A 22,501-nucleotide genomic window follows, 5' to 3' on the forward strand; every position below is an offset into this window, starting at 1 on the left:
ATATTATAAATTTACATGATGCTAGACAATTTACCAATTCGAAAAATTATTCATGTAGATATGGACGCTTTTTACGCGTCTGTTGAACAAATGGATAATCCAGAACTAATAGGTAAACCCATTGCAGTTGGAGGGGAAGGAGCGCGTGGAGTGGTTGCGGCTGCTAGTTATGAAGCTAGAAAATTTGGTGTTAGAAGTGCTATTAGTGGCGCGCAAGCCAGACGAAATTGTCCAGAACTTATTTTTGTAAAACCTCGGTTTGATAGATATCAGGAGATTTCAAAACAAGTAAAAAAGATATTTTACGACTATACAGATTTAGTAGAACCATTGTCTCTTGATGAAGCGTATTTGGATGTTACCGAAAATAAAAAAGGAAATCCAAGTGCGAGTTTGTTGGCCAAAGAAATTAGAGAACGTATTTTTAAGGAAGTTGGGTTGACAGCTTCTGCGGGAATTTCTATTAATAAGTTTGTGGCTAAAGTAGCTAGTGATTACAACAAACCTAATGGACAAAAAACAGTTAATCCTGAGGAAGTTGTTGGATTTTTAGAAGCTTTGGATATTAGAAAATTTTATGGCGTTGGAAAAGTAACTGCTGATAAAATGTACCAATTAGGTATTTTTACTGGAAAAGATTTAAAATCTAAAACCTTAGAATATTTAGATTCTAATTTTGGAAAGTCTGGGCGTTTCTATTATTACATTGTTAGAGGCATTCATAATTCAGAAGTGAAACCACACAGAACTAGAAAATCTTTAGCTGCCGAACGAACTTTTCATGAAAATTTATCGAGTGAAATATTTATGCTTGAAAAATTAGATCATATTGCTCAAGAAGTTGAAAAACGTTTAGCTAAAAGTAAGGTTTCAGGTAAAACAGTGACCTTAAAAATTAAGTATAGTGATTTTAGCTTACAAACTAGAAGTAAAACTTTACCTTATTATATAGGTGATAAAGATCTGATTTTGGAAGTCGCTAAAGATTTGTTATATCAGGAGAAATTGAGTAATTCCGTGAGATTGCTTGGTATTTCGATGTCTAATTTAAATAATGAATCTAAAATCAAAAAACCAAGCAAACCCGAAACTAAAACGGTTACTGTACAGTTGCAGTTTGAGTTTTAAAAATTACAACTTGAAATTTCCGTTACTCTCAAAGTGTTTACCATCCCTTTTGCCTGTATTGGCATAGCAGCCAAACTAATTAACATGTCTCCGGTTTCTAGATAACCTTTCTGACAAGCTATTTTATTTACATCTTCAATGGTTTCGTCTGTACTAACAAACTTATCGTAAAAGAATGCTTTAACTCCCCAAAGTAAATTAAGCTGTGTTAAAATACGTTTGTTTGAAGTAAACACTAAAATGTGAGCACTTGGTCTCCACGCAGAAATTTGAAAAGCCGTATAACCACTATTTGTTAAAGTAGAAATAGCTTTTGCATCAATTTCGTTTGCCATATTAGCGGCGTGATAACAAATAGATTTTGTAATGTATCTTTTAGTACGAATATGTGGTGGTATTTGTGGTACCTTAATTAATGACGAATCTTCAACACTTTTAATAATATTCGACATTTGTCTTATAACTTGTACAGGATAACTACCAACTGAGGTTTCACCAGAAAGCATCACGGCATCTGCGCCATCCATAACGGAGTTGGCAACATCATTAACTTCTGCTCGAGTTGGGGTTAAGCTGGAAATCATGGTTTCCATCATTTGAGTGGCTATAATTACTGGAATTCTAGCTTGTTTGGCTCTTAAAACAAGTTTCTTTTGAATTAAAGGAACTTCTTCGGCTGGAATTTCAACACCTAAATCACCACGAGCTACCATTAAACCATCGCAATGAGCTACAATGGAATCTATATTTTCAACAGCTTCTGGTTTTTCAATTTTAGCTATAATTGGAATTTTATGATCGCTATGTTTACTTATTAAATCGGACAAAAGCATTAAATCTTCAGCATGTCTAACAAAAGAAAGCGCAAACCAATCTACCTTTTGTTCTATTGCAAAAATGGCATCTTCTATATCTTTTTCTGTAAGTGCAGGTTGTGAAATATTCGTATTTGGTAAATTGACTCCTTTTTTAGAGCGCAAAGGACCACCTTGAATGACACGAGCTACAACTTCACTTTTTTTATCTGAAGACACAACTTCAAAGATTAATTTCCCATCATCCAATAGAATTCTTTCACCTGGCTTTGCATCTTGTGGGAATCTGTCGTAAGTCATGTAAACACGTTCTTTTGTGCCTTCAAAACGTTCTCCAGTTGCAAAAACAATTTCATCTCCTTCATTGACAAAAACTTCGCCTTTCATGGTCCCAACACGTAATTTTGGGCCTTGTAAATCGGCAAGAATCGCTGCATTGTATTCAAATTCTTCGTTTAATTCACGTATCATTATGATACGTTCTTTTACGTCGTCATAATTAGCATGAGAAAAGTTTATTCTAAACACGTCAACACCTTCATCTAACATGCCTTTTAAAACTTCTTTAGTGCTAGTTGCTGGGCCTAAAGTGGCTACAATTTTGGTTTTTTTTCTTTTTAACATTAATTGAATATTAGATTATTTTTTGATTTAAGTTGCTCGACTTCAATTTGATAAGCCGTAATTACAGAAGCAATTTGTTGAATCTTGTTTATTATATTTTGAGTTTCACTTGTGCTAAAATCTTCGTCGTTAATTTTTAACAGAAAATTTATTTTTTTTAGTTCTGGAAGTAAATAATAGGTTTCTATTATTTTACCAGTGTTTGAAAACAAGCTATTATCAAGTGTGGTATTTGTAGTTTCAACCTTACATGTGTTAGATGTCAAATTCCAAGTAATAAGTTGTTTGCTGTCTTCCCATTCGTAAATGGAATAGTTAGCATTGTTGCTAAAATCTAAATCTGGTGTTTTTCGTTTTAGATTGATATTTAATTTCGAATTCAATAAATAAGCAAGTCTATAATCTTCTATAGATGTATGAATTCCAATGAGAGTAAAATCTGCATCATCAAAAAAATCTTCTAAGCTAAGTTTTTTTATTGCCATAAAATCTATTGATATGTAAAGATAAGATTTATCCCAAACAATAAAGTGACGTTTTGTTTAAACTTAACATTAAAAAAATATTAATATAAACGAAATTAAGAGACTTTTGATATTTGTTTTTGGAACACAAAATAAGCACGTTTAGAAGCTTTTTCTTCTGCTTTCTTTTTGGAAGTAGCTCTAGCTTTAGAAACGACTTTGCTGTCTATAGAAAGTTTAACCGAAAAATGCCTTACATCGTCGTTACCAGTGTCTTCATAAACATTGTAATCGAATGTTTTCTTTTCTTTTTGACACCATTCAATAAGTAGACTTTTATAGCTTATAACTTTTCCTTCAAGAGTTTCAATATCTACATAAGGTATAATAACTGTCTTGTAGATAAATTTTTCGCAATACTTATAACTTCTGTCAAGAAATATAGCTCCTACTAAGGCTTCAAACAAATTTCCGTGAATATTATCTCCAAATTGTCCTTTTGGAATTTTGCTTTCAACGAGGCTTATTAAATTTAATTCTTTTCCAAGTTCATTTAAATGCTCACGACTTACAATTTTGGAACGCATTTTTGTTAAATAGCCTTCATCACCACTTGGAACTTCCAGATATAAATGAGATGCAATAACAGCTCCCAACATAGCATCTCCTAAAAACTCTAAACGTTCATAGTTGATGGTATGACCTTCATTATCTTTAATATTCATAGAACGATGTGTAAATGCCGTTTTATAAATTTTTAAAGATTTAGGTTTGAAACCAAGAATTTTGTGAATAAACACAAAAAAATTCCCGTCATTTTTAGAACGGGAATTTAATATGTTTCGAATGTTTTTCATTCGTTAATTTAATCTATTTTTTTGAATAATACACAAGCATTGTGTCCTCCAAAACCAAAGGTATTACTCATAGCTACTTTAACGTCGCGTTTTTGTGCTTTGTTTAAAGTTAAATTTAGTTCAGGATCAATATTCTCGTCAACAAATTCGTGATTTATTGTTGGAGGAACAATACCATGTTCCATAGCTAAAATGGCAGCAATTGATTCAATAGCTCCAGCAGCTCCTAACAAATGTCCAGTCATGGATTTTGTTGAGTTGATATTAATATTTTTTGCGTGGGTACCAAATACTTCCGATATGGCTTTTAACTCTGCAACATCTCCTAGAGGTGTTGAAGTACCATGCGTATTGATATGATCAACCTCTTCAGGTTTTACACCAGCATTTTCTAAACAATTTCTCATTACAGCAATAACACCTATTCCTTCTGGATGCGGCGCTGTCATATGATAAGCATCAGATGACATACCTCCTCCAAGGACTTCGGCATAAATTTTTGCTCCTCTTGCTTTAGCATACTCATATTCTTCAAGAATAATGGCTCCAGCACCTTCGCCTAAGACAAAACCATCTCTGGTTGCGTCAAAAGGTCTTGAGGCTGTTTTAGGGCTTTCATTTCTTGTTGATAAAGCATGCATGGCATTAAATCCACCCATTCCGGCAATAGTCACAGCTGCTTCACTTCCACCAGTTACAATCACGTCACAATACCCTAAACGTATATAGTTTAGAGCATCGATCATGGCATTTGCTGATGAAGCACACGCAGATACAGTTGTATAGTTAGGTCCCATAAATCCATGTTTAATGGAAATGTTTCCTGGCGCTATATCTGCAATCATTTTAGGGATAAAGAATGGATTAAATCTTGGTGTTCCGTCTCCAGCGGCAAAGTTTAAAACTTCATCCTGAAACGTTTCCAATCCACCAATTCCTGCACCCCAAATAACACCGACTCTTAATTTATTGATAGTATCTAAATCTAATTTAGAGTCTGCAATGGCTTCATCTGAAGCCACCATAGCATACTGCGTAAATCGATCCATTTTACGTGCTTCCTTTCTATCAAGATAATCGGTTGCATTAAAGTTTTTTAATTCACAAGCGAATTTGGTCTTGAACTTTTCAGTATCAAAATAAGTAATAGGTGCGGCACCACTTTTGCCACTTATTAGCGCTTCCCAGAATTCATCTTTGGTATTGCCAATAGGCGTAAGTGCTCCTAAACCAGTAACTACAACTCGCTTTAATTCCATAAGTTTTTGTGAATTATTTTGCTGCTTCTATATAAGAGATAGCTTGACCAACTGTTGCGATATTTTCAGCTTGATCGTCTGGAATTTGGATATCAAATTCTTTTTCGAATTCCATGATTAATTCTACAGTGTCTAATGAATCTGCTCCTAAATCGTTTGTGAAGCTAGCTTCAGTTACAACTTCGTTTTCATCAACACCTAATTTGTCTACGATAATCGCTTTTACTCTTGATGCAATGTCTGACATAATCTTTTAATTTTAAGTTTTAATTAGTTGGCAAAAATAAAAAACTTTATTTTTAAAACACACCTTTACTTTAAAAATGTGTGTGTAATTTAGTAAATAAGCTTGAAGTATTTTAATTTTACCTGCTAATTGTTAATATTTAATCTTTTTTTATTAAAATAACCGAGCTATATAATTTGTAAATAAAACAAGTATCGTAAATATTTAGCAAACATTCCCTTAAATTTGTACTCTATTTTTCACCGATCTACAAGATAACCATTGTAGATTAATTAATGCAACAAGATGAAACGTATTGTAATTTTTGCTTCTGGAAGTGGATCGAATGCTGAAAACCTAATCTCTTATTTTAAAGACAGCCAAATAGCGACTGTTATTCAGGTGTTAACCAACAATCCCCATGCCAAAGTATTAGATAGAGCAAAAAAGCTAGAAGTGAGCGCTTTGTCTTTTAATAGAATCGCATTCTCTAAGTCGAATGATGTGTTACACATTTTAAAAGCTTCCAATCCAGATTTAATTGTATTAGCTGGATTTTTATGGAAGTTTCCTGATTTTATTTTAAACGAATTTCCAAATAAGGTTATAAATATCCATCCAGCCTTATTACCCAAATATGGAGGTAAAGGAATGTATGGGCAATTTGTTCATGAGGCTATAGTGGCTAATAAAGAAGTAGAAACTGGTATAACCATTCATTCTGTGAATGAACATTATGATGAAGGTGCTATTATTTTTCAGGCTACATGTGAAGTTTTGCCAACTGACTCAGTAGAAGATGTTGCTTCAAAAATCCATGAATTAGAAATGAAACATTTTCCAGAAGTGGTGGAAGGCTTATTAAATTCCAAGAACTAAATTCCAATTTCCAGAAAAATCATCTTAAACCCGTTAAGCAGTGTCTAAAAAGAAAAAGAAATATTATACAGTTTGGAAAGGAAAACGCACTGGGATTTTTGAAACTTGGAACGATTGTAAAGCGCAAATTAAAGATTATGAAGGTGCTCAATACAAGTCTTTTGAAACTTTTGATGCCGCAAAGAAAGCACTTAATGGAAGCTACTTTGATTTTATTGGTAAAAACAATAAATTTTCTTCTAGTCTTTCTTCTGATCAATTAAAAAAAATAGGTCAACCAAATTACCATTCTATCTCTGTTGACGCAGCTTCTTCTGGAAATCCAGGAATCATGGAATATAGAGGTGTTGATACGAAATCGAAAAAGCAACTCTTTATACAAGGGCCATTTGAACAAGGCACAAATAATATAGGAGAGTTCTTAGCACTTGTTCATGGCTTAGCATTTTTAAAACAAAATAATAGCGATCGTCTTCTTTATACAGATTCAAGAACCGCGATGAGTTGGATTAAAAAGAAGACCTGCAATACCAAATTGAAGCGAAACGATAAAAATAAAGCATTATTTGAATTAGTTGAAAGAGCTGTAAACTGGCTTAAAACCAATACTTATAGTACAATTATTGTGAAATGGGAAACCAAAGCTTGGGGAGAAATTCCTGCGGATTTTGGCAGAAAATAATTTAATTGTTTTTAACAGAGCTTTTTAAGTTTTTAGGATTTCTATAGTTATTCCAAAAATATTCAATCTCGATAGTATTGTTATTTAGTAATCTGTAAAACATACTCGTGTGTTTTGTAATAATAGCTTCACGACTTTCTTTGTCGAAAATCGAAACTTTAAAAAGTTTTGGATTGACTTCAATTTTAAGAATGATATTCTCTACCAATTCAATAAAATTTTCAGCTTCTTTTACTGTCCAAACTTTTAAAAGATAATCAATGGTAGTATTAAAGGAATCTTCAGCTTGCTTTGTCCACACTGTTTGCATTCATCCTTTTTTTAGTTGCGTTAATAACATCTTTACTTGACTTAACCAATCCGTCCTCACTTTGAATACGGCTTAAAAGCAATGCTTTACGGACATTTAAAGCTTTTGGTTCTTCTAATATGTTATTTGCTTCTTCACGCAACACAAACTCCATATAATTTTTTAGATTTCTGCCTTGATTTTTTGCTTTTTCTTCAAGTATGGCAAGCGTTTCTTCATCTAAAGAAACTTCCTTTCTTTTTTTTTTCGATTTCATATTTGTAAGATTTATGATAAATATACGTATAATTTACGGAGTTACGATTCAGAGCCTTCAAAATTGATTTTTTATCGTGATAATTCAGCAATTACAACCATTTTAACTAGAAGAACGAAATCAAAGTATGACTAAAAATTCTAGATAGTCTGGCAGAAAATGATTTTTTATTTCAAAAAAACATACGCGTATTAGTAGCTAAATACCTTATATTTGCATCAAATTTTCAAACCTCATTATGAGCAAATTAGTAATAGTTGGAACTGTAGCTTTCGATGCTATAGAAACCCCTTTTGGTAAAACAGATAAAATTCTTGGTGGAGCAGCAACCTATATTGGCTTGGCAGCATCTCAATTTAACATAGATTCAGCAGTTGTTTCTATTGTTGGAGGCGATTTTCCTCAAAAATATTTAGACCTGTTAGCAGATAGAAACATAGATATTTCTGGTGTAGAAATTGTAAAAGAAGGAAAAACGTTTTTTTGGAGCGGAAAATATCATAACGATATGAATTCTCGTGACACTTTAGCTACAGAACTTAATGTACTTGCAGATTTTAATCCTGTAGTACCAGCAACATATAGAGATTCTGAAATTGTAATGTTAGGAAATTTACATCCTATCGTCCAATTAAGTGTTTTAGAACAAATGGAGAGTAAACCAAAATTAGTTATTTTGGATACCATGAATTTCTGGATGGATTGTGCTTTACCCGAATTGTTGAACGTTATCAAGAAAGTAGATGTAATTACTATCAATGACGAAGAAGCTAGACAATTAACTGGTGAGTATTCCTTAGTAGTTGCTGCTCGCAAAATTCATGAAATGGGACCTAAATATGTCGTAATTAAAAAAGGAGAACATGGTGCCTTATTGTTTCATAAAGACAATGTGTTTTATGCACCCGCTTTACCCCTTGAAGAGGTTTTTGATCCAACAGGTGCTGGAGATACCTTTGCAGGAGGATTTGCAGGATATTTAGCACAAACTAAAGATATCTCTTTTGAGAATATGAAGAATGCAGTTATTTATGGATCCACGTTAGCATCGTTTTGTGTAGAGAAATTTGGTACGGAACGCATGACAGATTTGAAAAATAAAGAAGTGCATCATCGCTTACAAGAATTTAAAAGCTTAACCCAATTCGATATTGAATTAACATAAAAAAAACGCGCTCGTAATTGAGCGCGTTTTTTAATTATAAACACTTACAACACAACTAACAATGAGTGACGCCTTAAAACACGAATGTGGTATTGCACACATTAGGCTCTTAAAACCTTTAGAATATTACCATAAAAAATACGGAACTGCTTTTTATGGTGTAAATAAAATGTATCTCATGATGGAGAAACAGCACAATCGTGGTCAAGATGGTGCAGGGTTTGCAAGCATTAAGTTAGATACCAAGCCTGGAGAACGATATATAAGTCGTGTTCGTTCTATAGCACAACAGCCTATACAAGATATTTTTGCTCAAATTAACGACAGAATCAATAAGGAGATGTCAGATCATCCTGAATATAAGGATGATGTTGCGATGCAAAAAAAGGAGTTACCTTATATAGGCGAAGTACTTCTTGGGCATGTGAGATACGGGACTTTTGGAAAAAATAGTGTTGAAAATGTACATCCGTTTTTAAGACAGAATAATTGGATGCACAGAAACCTAATTGTTGCTGGTAATTTCAATATGACTAACGTGAATGAATTATTTGACGGTTTAGTTAGAATTGGTCAGCATCCTAAAGAAATGGCAGATACTGTTACCATCATGGAAAAGATTGGTCACTTTTTAGATGATGCGGTTGCCAAAAAATACAAACAATTAAAAAAGGAAGGTTATAGTAAAAACGAATGCAGTCCTTTAATTGCCGAACGACTTAATGTTGCTAAAATATTAAGAAAAGCAGCTAAAAATTGGGATGGTGGTTATGCTATGGCGGGACTTTTAGGACATGGAGATTCTTTTGTATTAAGAGATCCAGCAGGAATAAGACCTACCTATTATTATCAAGATGACGAAGTTGTTGTTGTAGCCTCTGAGCGCCCAGTAATACAAACGGTGTTCAACGTAGCTTTCGAAGATGTTAAAGAATTAGAACCTGGACACGCTATTATTACTAAAAAATCTGGCGAAGTTTCAATTACCAAAATTCTAGAACCTTTAGAAAGAAAAGCATGTTCTTTTGAACGTATTTACTTTTCTAGAGGAAGTGACGCTGAAATTTATCAAGAGCGTAAAACATTAGGAAAACTTTTAATGCCTAAAGTTTTGGAAGCAATCGATAATGATACCAAAAACACCGTGTTTTCTTTTATTCCAAATACAGCAGAAACATCCTTCTTTGGGATGATTGAATCGGTTGAAGATCATCTTAACAAGAAAAAAACTCAAGCCATTTTAAATGGTAATGGAAAACTTTCAGCAGAAAGAGTTACTGAAATTTTATCTGAACGCCCTAGAATTGAGAAAATAGCTATTAAAGATGTTAAATTAAGAACCTTTATTACGGAAGATAGTAGTCGTGACGATTTAGTAGCTCACGTTTATGATGTTACTTATGGCGTAATCAAGCCAACAGATAATTTGGTAATTATAGATGATAGTATTGTAAGAGGAACAACTCTCAAGAAAAGTATTATTAAAATGATGGATCGTTTGAATCCTAAAAAGATTGTAGTTGTTTCCTCTGCGCCACAAATACGTTATCCAGATTGTTATGGGATTGATATGGCTAGATTAGAAGACTTAATTGCTTTTAGAGCGATGTTAGAGTTGTTACAGGAAAATAACAAATACCATTTAATAAAAGAAGTTTACGAAAAATGTATCGCTCAAGTAGAATTGGAAGATAAAGATATTAGAAATTTTGTAAAAGAGCTCTATTCTCAATTTTCTGCTGAAGCCATCTCTAATAAAATTGCCGAATTAATTTGTGAAGACACAGTAAAATCTGAGGTTGTAGCTATTTTCCAACCAGTAGAGAATTTGCATAAAGCGTGTCCTAAAAATTTAGGTGACTGGTATTTTACTGGAAATTATCCAACTCCAGGGGGAAATCGCGTAGTAAACAGAGCATTTATTAATTTTTATGAGGGTAATAAAGAACGAGCATATTAATTTTTTAGATCTTAAAACATTAATTTTAAGTGGTTTGTAAGCTAAAAAGCGACTTTTATCTGAAATACATGCATTTCATCTAAAATATTAAAACCATTAAATAAAATAAAACTACATTAGACGTACCATAACATAAGTAGGTTAAGTTCATGGTAGATTTGGGGCAAAAAAAGGTGAACTAACGTTCGCCTTTTTTTATTTTTACTCTTTTATAATTCTCTCAAATTCAGTATTAAAAAACATTTAAAACATGATATAATAGCTTAAAAGATGAATTAATCATCGTTTACCTAATTTATATGTAGTTTATCTATTTATTTTTTTTTAGAGTACTAACCATTATATATTTGACCTTACCATAACATAAGTAGGTTAAGTTTATGGTAGATTTGGGGCAAAAAAGGTGAACTCTCGTTCGCCTTTTTTCATTTTTAATCCCCAAAGAAGTTTCAATCTGTTCTAAAGATTACAATAATTTCTTAACTCCAATTTCACAACATAAAAAAAAGCAAACCAATTAAGATTTGCTTTCATATAAATATAAAGAAGTTAAAAACTATTTAGCTTCAGCATAACGTCTTTCAACTTCATTCCAGTTAATCACATTAAAAAATGCATTAATGTAATCTGGTCTTCTATTTTGATAGTTTAAATAGTAAGCATGTTCCCAAACATCTAATCCTAAAATTGGAGTTCCACCACATGTCGTTTCCGGCATTAATGGATTATCTTGATTTGGTGTAGAACAAACTTCAACTTTTCCACCTTTATGAACACATAACCAAGCCCAACCTGAACCAAATTGTGTTGCAGCAGCTTTGCTAAATGCATCTTTAAAAGCATCTACAGTTCCATAAGCTTCAAGTATAGCGTCTTTTAAATCTCCAGACAAATAACCTTTTCCTTCAGGATTCATAATCTCCCAGAATAATGAGTGGTTGTAAAATCCACCTCCATTATTTCTAACAGCCTTATTGTCCATATCTAAATTTATAAGGATATTTTCAATATTTTTTCCTTCTAAATCCGTGCCTTCAATGGTGTTATTTAAGTTATTTGTATAGCCTTGATGGTGTTTTGTATAATGAATCTCCATTGTTCTTGCGTCTATATGAGGCTCTAAAGCATCATAAGCATATTTTAATTTCGGTAATTCGAAAGCCATAATATTATGTTTTAATGTGTTAATAATTAATTCTATCAAATTTACGGATAAATAGCATGAATTAAAAATAATATATATCTATCATCTCATCGATAGTTTTTATCTTGTGTAAAAATTTGCGGTTTATGGATAAACAGAGTCCTTTTTTGGTTTACAATGCTTCTGCAGGAAGTGGAAAAACGTTTACGCTTGTAAAAGAGTACTTAAAAATTATTTTAAAATCTCCTTTTAACGATACGTTTAAAAATATTCTTGCCATTACGTTTACCAATAAAGCGGCAAGCGAAATGAAAGAGCGCATTATAGAAACCTTAACTGCTTTTTCTTCGGAAGATATCTTGGAGCATCCAAACGATATGTTTCAAATGATATGCAAGGAACTGCAAAAAGACTCTGAAACGATTCATAACAAATCAAAACAACTTTTAAAGACCATTATTTATAATTATGCGGCTTTTGATATTTCAACCATAGATGGATTTACGCATCGAATTATTAGGACTTTTGCTTACGATTTAAAATTGCCTCTAAACTTTGAAGTAGAATTAGACCAAGAAGCCCTATTAAATGAAGCTGTAGATAGGTTAATTGCTAAAGCCGGAACCGAAAAAGAATTAACAAAAGTATTGGTGGATTTTGCTATTGAAAAAGCCGACGATGATAAAAGCTGGGACGTGTCTTTCGATTTTAATAAAATATCGAAACTATTAGTTAGTGAAGACGATAGACCTTTTATTAACAGCTTAAAAGATAAAACTCTTGACGATTTTAAAGTGCTTAAAAAGCAATTAAGAAATGACGTAAAAAACACTGTAGAATTGATTGTAACCCAAGCGCAAGGAATCTTAACTCTTATTGAAGAAAGTAGCTTGCAGTTCGATGATTTCTCGGGTAGTTATTTACCAAAACATTTTCAAAAATTAGCGGATAAAAATTTTACCGTTGCTTTTGAGGCCAAATGGCAAGACGATTTGGAAAGTAAAACGTTATATCCTAAACGTGTTTCGGCAGATGTTGCTTCAACCATAGAAGCCATACAGCCTCAAATAGCTTCAGCTTTTAACGAGACGAAAAAAGCATTTTTTCATTATAAGTTTTTAAAGGCTTTTTATAAAAACATCACGCCATTATCTGTTTTAAATGTTATAAACAAAGAATTAATTAGGTTAAAAGAAGAGCAAAACAAAGTGCTTATTTCAGAATTTAATTCCTTAATAAGTAATGAGATAAAAAACCAACCAACACCTTTTATTTATGAGCGTTTGGGTGAAAAATTCAAACATTATTTTATAGACGAGTTTCAAGATACCTCTGTTTTGCAATGGGGAAATTTGAAACCTTTAATGGATAATAGCCTGTCTCAAGAAATTCCAAATAGCGAAATAGGTTCTGTCATGCTGGTTGGAGATGCCAAACAGGCTATTTATAGATGGCGAGGAGGAAAAGCAGAACAGTTTATAGACTTGTTTAATGCCTCTGAAAATCCATTTCAAATACCTCAGGAAGTAGTTAATTTGCCACAAAACTTTAGGAGTTTTCAAGAAATCTTAAAGTTTAACAATGGCTTTTTTGAGTATTTATCCAACACCATGTTTGTAAATGATGATTACAAACAACTGTACCAGAATTCAAAACAAGAAATAACAAAAAAACAGGAAGGGTATGTTAGTTTGGAGTTTTTGGACATTAGCAAAGAAGATGACAGCTATCAATTATACACTGAAAAAACGCTTGAACACATTCAAAATTCTATAGAAAACGGATTTACTTATAGCGATATCTGTATTCTTGTAAGAAAGAAAAAAGAAGGTGTAGCCATTGCCGATTTTTTGAACGAAAATCACATCCCTCTTATTTCGTCGGAAACCTTGTTATTGAAAAACTCCCCGGAAGTCGCTTTTGCGGTTAATTTTTTAAAAATATTACAACAGCCTAAAAACAACGAAATTAAAATTCAGGTTTTAAATTACTTAGCTACTGTCTTTAATATTGAAGAAAAGCATACCTTTTTTGAGAAATTGATACACCTGGATTTACCAGATTTATTAAAAGAATTAGGGGTTTATAATATTGAATTAAATCACAATTATTTATTGCAGTTGTCCTTGTTTGAATTAGCTGAAACTGTAGTGAGATCTTTTAGTTTGGTAAAAAAATCGAATGCTTATGTGCAATATTTCTTAGATTTTGTATTCGAATATTCCCAGAAAAAACTCTCAGATTTATCAGGTTTTATTGAGTATTTCGAGAAGAAGGAAGATAATTTAAGTATTGTATCTCCTTCTGGACAAGAAGCAGTTCAAATAATGACTATTCATAAATCCAAAGGTCTTGAATTTCCAGTGGTAATTTTTCCATTTGCAGATTTGGATATTTATAAAGAAATAGAAGCTAAAGAATGGTTTCCTATAGATAAAGATACTTTTAATGGTTTCTCGTATACTTTATTGAATTTTAATAAGGACTTCGAGAATTATGGAGACATCGGTAATCAGATTTATAACAACCATCGTTCAGAATTAGAATTGGATAATATCAATTTAATATATGTCGCATTAACCCGAGCAGTGGAGCAACTTCATATTATTTCAAAAAAGGATATCAATGCTAAAGGAGGCGTAAAAGAGTCAACATATTCAGGATTTTTAATAAACTATTTAAGTCATTTAAAACTTTGGAACGACAATCAGTTGATTTATACTTTTGGGAATCCTAATAAAACTTCAGAAAAAAAGAAAATTTCTAAGGATACGATAGCGCAAACGGAATTTATTTCAACACCAAAATACGAGCATAATATTAAAATTGTTACCAATTCTGGTTATTTATGGGATACGTTTCGGGAGGAAGCTATAGAAAAGGGGAATTTGATTCATAACATTATGTCTAAAATTAAAACTTTAGAAGATATTGATATGGTCATGGACGATTTTATAAATACCAACACCATAACGGTAGATCAGGCAAAAGTTTTAAAAACAGTGGTTTTAAATATTGTGTCTCATAAAAATTTAAAATCCTATTATAATACCAAAGAGCTTATTTTAAATGAACGTGATATTCTGTCAAAATCAGGTGTCATGTGTCGACCAGACAGATTGGTGTTTAATAATAAAAATGAAGTGACTCTTATAGATTATAAGACAGGAGTAGAAGACAAGAAACATTTATTACAACTTCTAGAATACGAAAACATACTATTGGAGATGGATTTAACAGTCTCAAAAAAAATAGTTGTTTATATTAATGACGGGATAGAAGTAAAAGAATTTTAAATTTGCAAAAAACAACTTAGACATGTACGGAAAAATTAAAGAGCATTTAGAAGCTGAAATTCAAGACATCAAAGACAACGGTTTATATAAAACCGAAAGGATAATAACGTCGGCACAAGGAGCTGAAATAACATTAGATACTGGAGAAAAAGTTTTAAACTTTTGTGCCAACAATTATTTGGGGTTATCCTCTCATCCAGATGTCATTCAGGCCGCTAAAGATACTATGGATACGCATGGTTTTGGTATGTCGTCTGTTCGTTTTATTTGTGGAACTCAGGATATTCATAAAGAATTAGAGAAAAAAATAGCATCATTTTATAATACAGAAGATACCATCTTATATGCGGCAGCTTTTGATGCGAATGGTGGTGTTTTCGAACCTTTATTAGGTGCCGAAGATGCTATTATCTCAGATTCATTGAACCATGCTTCAATAATAGATGGTGTTAGATTGTGTAAAGCAGCAAGATATCGTTATAAAAATAGTGATATGGCAGATCTAGAAGCCCAATTAATTGACGCCAATAAAAATGGTGCTAGATTTAAAATTATAGTTACAGATGGTGTTTTTTCCATGGATGGTTTGGTTGCACCCCTAGACAAAATATGTGATCTAGCAGATAAATATGATGCTATGGTTATGATTGATGAATGTCATGCCACTGGATTTATTGGAAAAACTGGAATAGGAACCCTGGAAGAGAAAAATGTTTTAGGAAGAATAGATATTATTACAGGAACGCTTGGTAAAGCTATGGGTGGAGCCATGGGCGGGTATACAACAGGTAAAAAAGAAATTATTGAATTGTTACGCCAACGCTCAAGACCATACTTGTTCTCCAATTCTTTAGCACCAGCTATTGTAGGGGCTTCAATAAAGGTATTTGATATGTTGAAAAACGATACCTCCTTAAGAGATAAATTAGAATGGAACACAAATTACTTTAAAAAAGGAATGAAAGAAGCTGGCTTGGATATCATCGATGGAGATTCGGCTATTGTTCCAGTTATGCTATACGATGCGAAATTGGCGCAAACCATGGCAAATTTACTACTAAAGGAAGGTATTTATGTTATAGGATTCTTTTTTCCAGTAGTACCTAAAGAAAAAGCTAGAATTAGGGTTCAGTTATCGGCAGCTCATGAAAAAGAACACCTTGATAAAGCTATCATTGCCTTTAAAAAAGTTGGTAAACTTTTAGAAATAATTTAAATAATTTATACAAACCCGCAAATTTTAGGTAAAATATTCAATATTTTTCTATATTTGTCTTTGTTAATAATATTTAACAACTTACTTTTGCTTACAATTAACACTTAAAAATTAAACTTTTGAATATGAAAAATCTTAGCAGATTATTGTTCGCAATGTTGCTTATGTTAAGTTTTAGCAACATTAATGCACAAGATGAAAACAATCCGTGGGCTATTAGTCTAGGAGTAAACGCAGTTGATTTCTACCCAACAGGAGAACCTGCTCCACTTGGAGAATTCTTTGATGAGTATTTTAATGCTCGTGATCACTGGAACATTTTGCCTTCTTTATCTAGTGTATCCGCTTCAAGGTATTTTAGTAATGGTTTCTCATTTGGAGTAACTGGATCTATCAACAAAATTTCACAATTCGGTGACGAAGAAGTGAATGACTTATCTTATTATGGATTAGATGGTACTGTAAAATACAGTTTCCAAGAATTAATCAACTCTAAAGTAATTGAGCCTTACCTAGGAGTAGGTGGTGGTTACACTTGGGTAGATAAAATAGGAGCTGGTACTTTAAACGGTGCTTTAGGTTTCAATTTTTGGATGAGTGAAAACATTGCAATTACAATCCAAAGTACTTACAAACATTCGTTTGAAGATTACTTATCATCACACTTCCAACATTTTGCTGGTTTAACATTTAAATTTGGTGGAAAAGATACAGATGGTGATGGAATATACGATGCAAATGATGCATGTCCAGAAGTTCCTGGTTTAGCTGAATTTAACGGTTGTCCTGACACTGATGGAGATGGTATCGAAGATAGTTTAGATGCTTGTCCTCTTGAAGCTGGTCCAGCTGAGTTTGATGGCTGTCCTGATACTGACGGAGATGGTATTCCTGATAATTTAGATGCTTGTCCTACTGTTGCTGGTTTACCTCAATTTGATGGTTGTCCTGATACTGATGGTGATGGAATTCCTAATCCAGACGATAAATGTCCTGATGTAGCTGGTCCAGTTGCAAACGGTGGATGTCCTTGGCCAGATAAAGATGGCGATGGTGTTCCAGACAAAGATGATTTATGTCCTGATGTTTACGGAACTGTTGCAAACCAAGGTTGTCCTGAATTAACTGAAGAAGTTAAGAAAGCATTAAATGCTTACGCTAAAACTATCTTATTTGATACAGGTAAAGCTTCTATCAAATCTGAATCTGCTGAGGTGTTACAAAACATCATTGGAATCGTAAATGAATATCCAAATGCTAAATTCAACATACAAGGTTATACTGATAGTGTTGGTAGCGATGCTTTAAACTTGAAATTATCTAAAGAAAGAGCTAGTTCAGTTATGAATTACTTAATCACTAACGGAGTTGCATCTAGCAGACTTAAATCTGAAGGTTTTGGAGAAGCTAACCCAATAGATACTAACAAAACTAGAGCTGGTAGAGCTAACAATAGAAGAGTTGAAATTAACTTACAAAAATAAGTTAACTAAATCTTAAAATATTTTTTAAAAACGCTCCGAAATTCGGAGCGTTTTTTATTTTTATAGGATGAGAACATTTATCCATGAAGTATTAAATTCCTTACATTCGAAAAACGAAAATATTTCGAAGCTTACCTTTGTTCTTCCTAGTAAAAGAGCCGGTGTTTTTCTAAAGAATGAAATCCCAAATGTTATTAAGGAAACCATCTTTTCTCCCGAAATAATAAGTATTGAAGAATTTACAAGCGATCTTTCCCAATTAAAACCAATCTCCAATACCGAATTACTTTTTGAGTTTTACTCAGTTTATATAAAATTAACTCCAGTAGCTGATCAAGATAATTTTGAATCATTTTCAAAATGGGCACAACTTATTGTTCAGGATTTTAATGAAATTGATCGTTATCTTATTCCCCAAAAAGAGATTTTCAATTATTTGAGTGCCATTCAAGATATAAATCACTGGTCTCTTCAAAAAGAGAAAACCGAATTTGTAAAAAAATATTTAGCTTTTTGGAATAAACTTCTTGAGTATTATACTCATTTCACAGATCGTCTAATAGAAAACAATATAGGATACCAAGGTTTAATTTATAGAGAAGCTGTAAATAATGTTGAAACCTATATCCAATCTAATCCGGATAAAAAACTAATCTTTTTAGGCTTCAATGCGCTAAATACTGCCGAAGAAACAATTATTCAAGAATTACTTCAAAAGGGTCTTGCCCAAATATATTGGGATATTGAAAAAACCTTTTTCGAAAATACTATACATGATGCTGGCTTATTCACTAGAAACTATAAAGAGAATTGGACCTATTTTAAAAAAAATTCTTTCAATTGGATTTCTAATAACTATCCAGAAGAAAAGAATATTTCGGTTTATGGTGTGCCAAAAAATATAGGGCAAGCAAAGCATATAGGTTCTATTTTAAATACTATAACAAGCACGAGCAATAATTTAAGTAAAACAGCCATCGTTCTAGGCGACGAAAATTTATTACTACCAATACTCAATTCATTACCTCCAGCAATCGATGCCCTAAATATAACCATGGGATTACCACTTAATTCGGTTCCAATGGCATCCTTATTCGAAAAATTATTTTATTTACATAAGGACGGCAATAAAACATATTATTACAAGGATGTGATAGGAATACTTACACATCAAAATATTAGTCCATTATTTGAGATTAATAATAGATCGCAAATAACAGAGATTGTTGAAACCATTCAGAAAAACAATTTGGTTTATTTAACTCTCGACCAATTAAAAGAGCTTTCTAAGCCTTTTGGAAATATTATAGATATTCTATTTCGTAGTTGGGAGAACAGCGCAGAAACGGCATTAAAACAGGTGCAAGTTTTAATTCTTAAAATAAAGGATTATTTAGACATCGAGAAAACGCAACATTTATTAAGTTTAGAATACTTGTATAAATTTAATGAACTTTTTAATGAGCTAACCAGGTTACATTCCAAATACCCATATTTGAAAAGCACGAATACCTTATTTGAAGTTTATAAAAACTTATTAAGTACAGAAACTTTAGATTTTAAAGGGGAACCTTTAAAAGGTTTACAGGTTATGGGAATGCTTGAGTCTCGTGTGTTAGATTTTGATACGGTTATTATCTCTTCTGTTAATGAAGGCATATTGCCTTCAGGAAAAAGTAATAATTCTTTTATTCCTTTTGATGTGAAGTTGCAATACCATTTGCCAACTTATAAAGAAAAGGATGCTGTATATTCTTATCATTTTTACAGGTTAATACAACGCGCTAAAAATATTCACATACTCTACAATACAGAGGCAGATATCTTAAATGGTGGCGAGAAAAGTAGATTTATTACGCAATTGGAACTGGAAGGAATTCATAAGATTTCACATAAAATGGTTTTACCAAACATCAGTTTGTCAAATACTGAATTGAATCAGATAAAGAAAAATGATAAGATCTTAAATCGTATTAAAGAAATTGCAGATAAAGGATTTTCACCTTCATCTTTGATAAATTATATAAGAAATCCTATAGATTTTTACAATCAGAAAATATTGAAAATTGGGGAATTTGATGAGGTTGAGGAAACTGTAGCGGCTAATACCTTAGGAAATGTTATTCATAATACTTTAGACGATTTATATACGCCATATATAGGTGAGTTTATTACATCTGAAATTGTTAGTGACATGAAAACCTTAATTGATTCTCGTGTTAGCCATCATTTTAAAGAGTTTTTCAAAGAGGGCGATATAACCAAAGGTAAAAACCTGATTGTTTTTGAAATAGCGAAACGGTATTTAAATAATTTCCTAGAGATGGAAATTGCAGATTTAAAACAGGGTAATGAGATAAAAATTTTGGGAATTGAAAGTGAAAATAGAGTGTCTATAAAAGTTGAAGGATTGGATTTCCCCATATATCTTACAGGTAAAGTAGATCGTGTGGACCAATATAATGGCCTTACCCGCATTATAGATTATAAAACAGGTAAAGTTGAACAAAATCAAGTGGAAGTCATCGATTGGGAAGACTTGACAACCGACTACAAGAAATACGGTAAATCCTTTCAGGTATTATGTTATGCCTATACTATGTTTCAGGATGAAAAAGTGAGTTTACCTTTGGAAGCAGGTGTTATTTCATTTAAAAATTTGAGTTCAGGGTTTTTAAAATTTGCTAAAAAAGAAAGTGCTTACGATAGAAATAAAATCACCTTAATTTCTGAAGATATCTTAGAGTCTTTCGAAATAGAACTAAAAAAACTCATTGTTGAAATCTGTAATCCCAATGTGAATTTTATTGAAAAAGAAATAGAATGATAACTAAAAACCTTGTTTTATATAGAAACAACCAGAAACCAATAGTGTGGGATGCTTTTTTTAATCCTACAAAAAATCCAAAACCTTTGGTTGTTTTTTGTCATGGTTATAAAGGGTTTAAAGATTGGGGAAGTTGGAATTTAGTAGCTGAAGCTTTTAAATCTGAAGATTTATTTTTTGTAAAATTCAACTTTTCACATAACGGAGGAACGGTTAAAAACCCAATTGATTTTCCAGATTTAAATGCTTTTTCTGAAAACAATTACAGTAAAGAACTACAAGATTTGAACGATATTTTGGATTACTTACTGTCTAAAGATAATCCTAATGCTAGCGAGATTGACAAAAATAATATCACCTTAATCGGTCATTCGCGAGGCGGAGGTATAGTTACCATTTTTGCTTCAGAAGATTCAAGGATTACTAAGTTAATAACTTGGGCCGGCGTTTGCGATTTTAGCGAAAGAACTGCTACAATAGGCGATTTAGAACAATGGAAAGAAGATGGTGTAAAATATGTTTTAAACGGAAGGACCAAACAAAAAATGCCTCATAAATACCAGTTTTATGAAGATTTCAAAAACAATGAAACCCGTTTAAATATTGAACTAGCAACAAAAGGACTAAAAATTCCCCATATCATTATTCATGGAGACTTAGACCCTTCAGTTTCCTTTGAAGAAGCCAAAGCATTACATAATTGGAACCCAAATAGTAAGTTGATTACCATTGAAAATACCAATCATGTTTTTGGGTCTAAGCATCCTTGGGAAGAAGAAGAACTTCCAAATAAATTAAAAGAAGTGGTGGATAAAAGTCTGATGTATATAAAAAGAAAAGAGTCTCTATAAGGTATAGAAACTCTTTTTTAATTTGTGGAGAATATCGGATTCGAACCGATGACCTCTACGCTGCCAGCGTAGCGCTCTAGCCAACTGAGCTAATCCCCCAAATTATTTTTTCGCCAGATCCTTCCAGCGGAAGTTTTTAAATATACTTCTCTTTTTCTAGCTAATATGCTTCAACCTCTACTTCCATTTGGAAGCTTCAAAGATAATTTTTTTTAACTAATTAAGTTACTTTATTTCAATCCACTTAATACTAATACCGGTAAAGTGGTGCTTTGAAAATCTTTCTTCAAAATCGTATTTTTTTCCCACAGTTTGTTGAAAAAACCACGTTTACGTCTAACAACACATAATAAATCTGGATTGATGTCTTTATAATGTTCTAAAACTGCTTGAAATGTAGTCGCATTTTCAGAAAAAGTTGTGTTGGTAATTATAGCAGACAGTTGGTCGTCAATCTCAAAATCGCCTTCATTATGATATGGTGTTTTTACCAATAATAAATTCACAACAGATTTAAAATGGGTTTTAATATCCAATAACGGATCTAAACTATTTCCTTTTTTTATAATAGCAGATTTTATAGCCAATAAAATATTACTCATAGGCTTGTATTTAAATCCTTCTGGTACAATTAAAGCAGGAATATTGGTTTGCTTAATAATTTTTCCAGAGGTTTTACCTAAATACACCTCTTCTCTAATAGAATTAGTTCGAGGCTCTATCATAATTAAATCGATGTCTAGAGATTTGCATACCAATTCTATAGTATCGATTAATTTTCCTTTAAAAGTTTTAATTCGAACATCAACCCCTTTAGTATCTATTTTGGCAACGTGAGATTTTAAAAACTCTAAACTTTCTCGTTCCAAAATATGATCTATTTTAATCATGGTACCAGCTTTGGTGTACACATTATAAATCTGTACAACATATATTTTTGCACCAAAAGACTTGGCGAAATCTACAGCATACTGTAAATGACTTACCGCATTTTTAGATGAACCAACAGGAACTAATATATTTTTCATAATTAAAAAACTAAATTTACAAGATATTTG

Annotated in this window: 19 protein-coding genes and 1 tRNA gene; 10 read left to right on the forward strand and 10 right to left on the reverse strand. The window is 32.2% G+C overall.

The genetic code is table 11. The features are described 5' to 3' along the window. Positions 1-18 precede the first annotated feature (18 nt). The gene (dinB, locus tag IEV77_RS03320) at positions 19-1,128 is read left to right on the forward strand and encodes a DNA polymerase IV (protein WP_188462958.1); all 1,110 of its coding nucleotides are present in this window, start codon (positions 19-21) and stop codon (positions 1,126-1,128) included. Here dinB and pyk read toward each other — a convergent pair. The 5 genes from pyk to IEV77_RS03345 all read right to left on the reverse strand — a co-directional run bounded on the left by pyk (position 1,125) and on the right by IEV77_RS03345 (position 5,394). Next, complete coding sequence (gene pyk, locus IEV77_RS03325) at positions 1,125-2,567, reverse strand: pyruvate kinase (RefSeq protein ID WP_188461814.1); 1,443 nt, start codon at positions 2,565-2,567, stop codon at positions 1,125-1,127. The two genes, dinB and pyk, sit on opposite strands and share 4 nt — an antisense overlap. Further along, entirely contained in the window at positions 2,567-3,052 is a 486-nt protein-coding gene (locus tag IEV77_RS03330; RefSeq protein WP_188461816.1) for an IPExxxVDY family protein, read from the reverse strand. Before IEV77_RS03330 ends, pyk begins: the two co-directional genes overlap by 1 nt. Positions 3,053-3,147: 95 nt before the next feature. Next, on the reverse strand, positions 3,148-3,888 hold the full coding sequence (gene rnc / locus IEV77_RS03335) for a ribonuclease III (RefSeq protein ID WP_188461818.1): 741 nt from the start codon (positions 3,886-3,888) through the stop codon (positions 3,148-3,150). Between the two features lie 8 nt (positions 3,889-3,896). Further along, complete coding sequence (gene fabF, locus IEV77_RS03340; RefSeq protein ID WP_188461820.1) at positions 3,897-5,147, reverse strand: beta-ketoacyl-ACP synthase II; 1,251 nt, start codon at positions 5,145-5,147, stop codon at positions 3,897-3,899. Between the two features lie 13 nt (positions 5,148-5,160). Continuing rightward, positions 5,161-5,394, reverse strand: coding sequence for an acyl carrier protein (locus tag IEV77_RS03345; RefSeq protein ID WP_007647141.1), 234 nt, complete (start codon positions 5,392-5,394; stop codon positions 5,161-5,163). Between the two features lie 285 nt (positions 5,395-5,679). Here IEV77_RS03345 and purN point away from each other — a divergent pair, with 285 nt between their 5' ends. Together purN and IEV77_RS03355 are read left to right on the forward strand one after the other, a co-directional pair. Next, a complete protein-coding gene (purN, locus tag IEV77_RS03350) occupies positions 5,680-6,252 on the forward strand; it encodes a phosphoribosylglycinamide formyltransferase (protein ID WP_188461822.1) in 573 nt (190 codons plus the stop codon). A 40-nt stretch (positions 6,253-6,292) separates the two neighbouring features. Then, positions 6,293-6,934 (forward strand): ribonuclease H1 domain-containing protein, encoded by a 642-nt coding sequence (locus IEV77_RS03355; protein ID WP_188461824.1) that lies wholly within the window; start codon positions 6,293-6,295, stop codon positions 6,932-6,934. 1 nt (position 6,935) lies between these two features. On the opposite strand, the gene IEV77_RS03360 is transcribed toward IEV77_RS03355, so the two are convergent. Continuing rightward, positions 6,936-7,244, reverse strand: coding sequence for a type II toxin-antitoxin system RelE/ParE family toxin (locus IEV77_RS03360; RefSeq protein ID WP_188461827.1), 309 nt, complete (start codon positions 7,242-7,244; stop codon positions 6,936-6,938). Further along, on the reverse strand, positions 7,216-7,500 hold the full coding sequence (locus tag IEV77_RS03365) for a hypothetical protein (RefSeq protein WP_188461829.1): 285 nt from the start codon (positions 7,498-7,500) through the stop codon (positions 7,216-7,218). Before IEV77_RS03365 ends, IEV77_RS03360 begins: the two co-directional genes overlap by 29 nt. Positions 7,501-7,738: 238 nt before the next feature. Here IEV77_RS03365 and IEV77_RS03370 point away from each other — a divergent pair, with 238 nt between their 5' ends. Beyond that, positions 7,739-8,665, forward strand: coding sequence for a PfkB family carbohydrate kinase (locus IEV77_RS03370; protein ID WP_188461831.1), 927 nt, complete (start codon positions 7,739-7,741; stop codon positions 8,663-8,665). 61 nt (positions 8,666-8,726) lie between these two features. Then, positions 8,727-10,625, forward strand: coding sequence for an amidophosphoribosyltransferase (locus IEV77_RS03375; protein ID WP_188461833.1), 1,899 nt, complete (start codon positions 8,727-8,729; stop codon positions 10,623-10,625). Between the two features lie 556 nt (positions 10,626-11,181). Here the strand turns inward: IEV77_RS03375 and IEV77_RS03380 are convergent. Beyond that, positions 11,182-11,790: a superoxide dismutase gene (locus IEV77_RS03380; protein ID WP_188461835.1), complete on the reverse strand. Its 609-nt coding sequence runs from the start codon at positions 11,788-11,790 to the stop codon at positions 11,182-11,184. A 125-nt stretch (positions 11,791-11,915) separates the two neighbouring features. Between IEV77_RS03380 and IEV77_RS03385 the strand changes: the two genes are divergently transcribed. The 5 genes from IEV77_RS03385 (at position 11,916) to IEV77_RS03405 (ending at position 21,443) form a co-directional block, all read left to right on the forward strand. Beyond that, positions 11,916-15,065, forward strand: coding sequence for a UvrD-helicase domain-containing protein (locus IEV77_RS03385; RefSeq protein ID WP_188461837.1), 3,150 nt, complete (start codon positions 11,916-11,918; stop codon positions 15,063-15,065). A 22-nt stretch (positions 15,066-15,087) separates the two neighbouring features. Beyond that, positions 15,088-16,281 carry a glycine C-acetyltransferase gene (kbl, locus tag IEV77_RS03390; RefSeq protein ID WP_188461839.1) on the forward strand — a complete coding sequence of 398 codons (1,194 nt, stop codon included), beginning with the start codon at positions 15,088-15,090 and terminating at the stop codon, positions 16,279-16,281. A gap of 125 nt (positions 16,282-16,406) precedes the next feature. Continuing rightward, a complete protein-coding gene (locus IEV77_RS03395; RefSeq protein ID WP_188461840.1) occupies positions 16,407-17,765 on the forward strand; it encodes an OmpA family protein in 1,359 nt (452 codons plus the stop codon). 67 nt (positions 17,766-17,832) lie between these two features. Beyond that, positions 17,833-20,592, forward strand: a complete 2,760-nt coding sequence (locus IEV77_RS03400) for a PD-(D/E)XK nuclease family protein (protein WP_188461842.1) — start codon at positions 17,833-17,835, stop codon at positions 20,590-20,592. Further along, positions 20,589-21,443: an alpha/beta hydrolase family protein gene (locus IEV77_RS03405; RefSeq protein ID WP_188461844.1), complete on the forward strand. Its 855-nt coding sequence runs from the start codon at positions 20,589-20,591 to the stop codon at positions 21,441-21,443. The genes IEV77_RS03400 and IEV77_RS03405 overlap by 4 nt, the downstream gene beginning before the upstream one ends. Before the next feature lie 25 nt (positions 21,444-21,468). Here IEV77_RS03405 and IEV77_RS03410 read toward each other — a convergent pair. Further along, positions 21,469-21,542, reverse strand: a tRNA-Ala gene (locus IEV77_RS03410). 131 nt (positions 21,543-21,673) lie between these two features. Further along, on the reverse strand, positions 21,674-22,471 hold the full coding sequence (locus IEV77_RS03415; protein ID WP_188461846.1) for a universal stress protein: 798 nt from the start codon (positions 22,469-22,471) through the stop codon (positions 21,674-21,676). Positions 22,472-22,501: the final 30 nt, after the last annotated feature.

The organism is Xanthomarina arctica, from assembly GCF_014638915.1.
In the GTDB taxonomy this organism is placed as follows: Bacteria; Bacteroidota; Bacteroidia; order Flavobacteriales; family Flavobacteriaceae; genus Xanthomarina; species Xanthomarina arctica.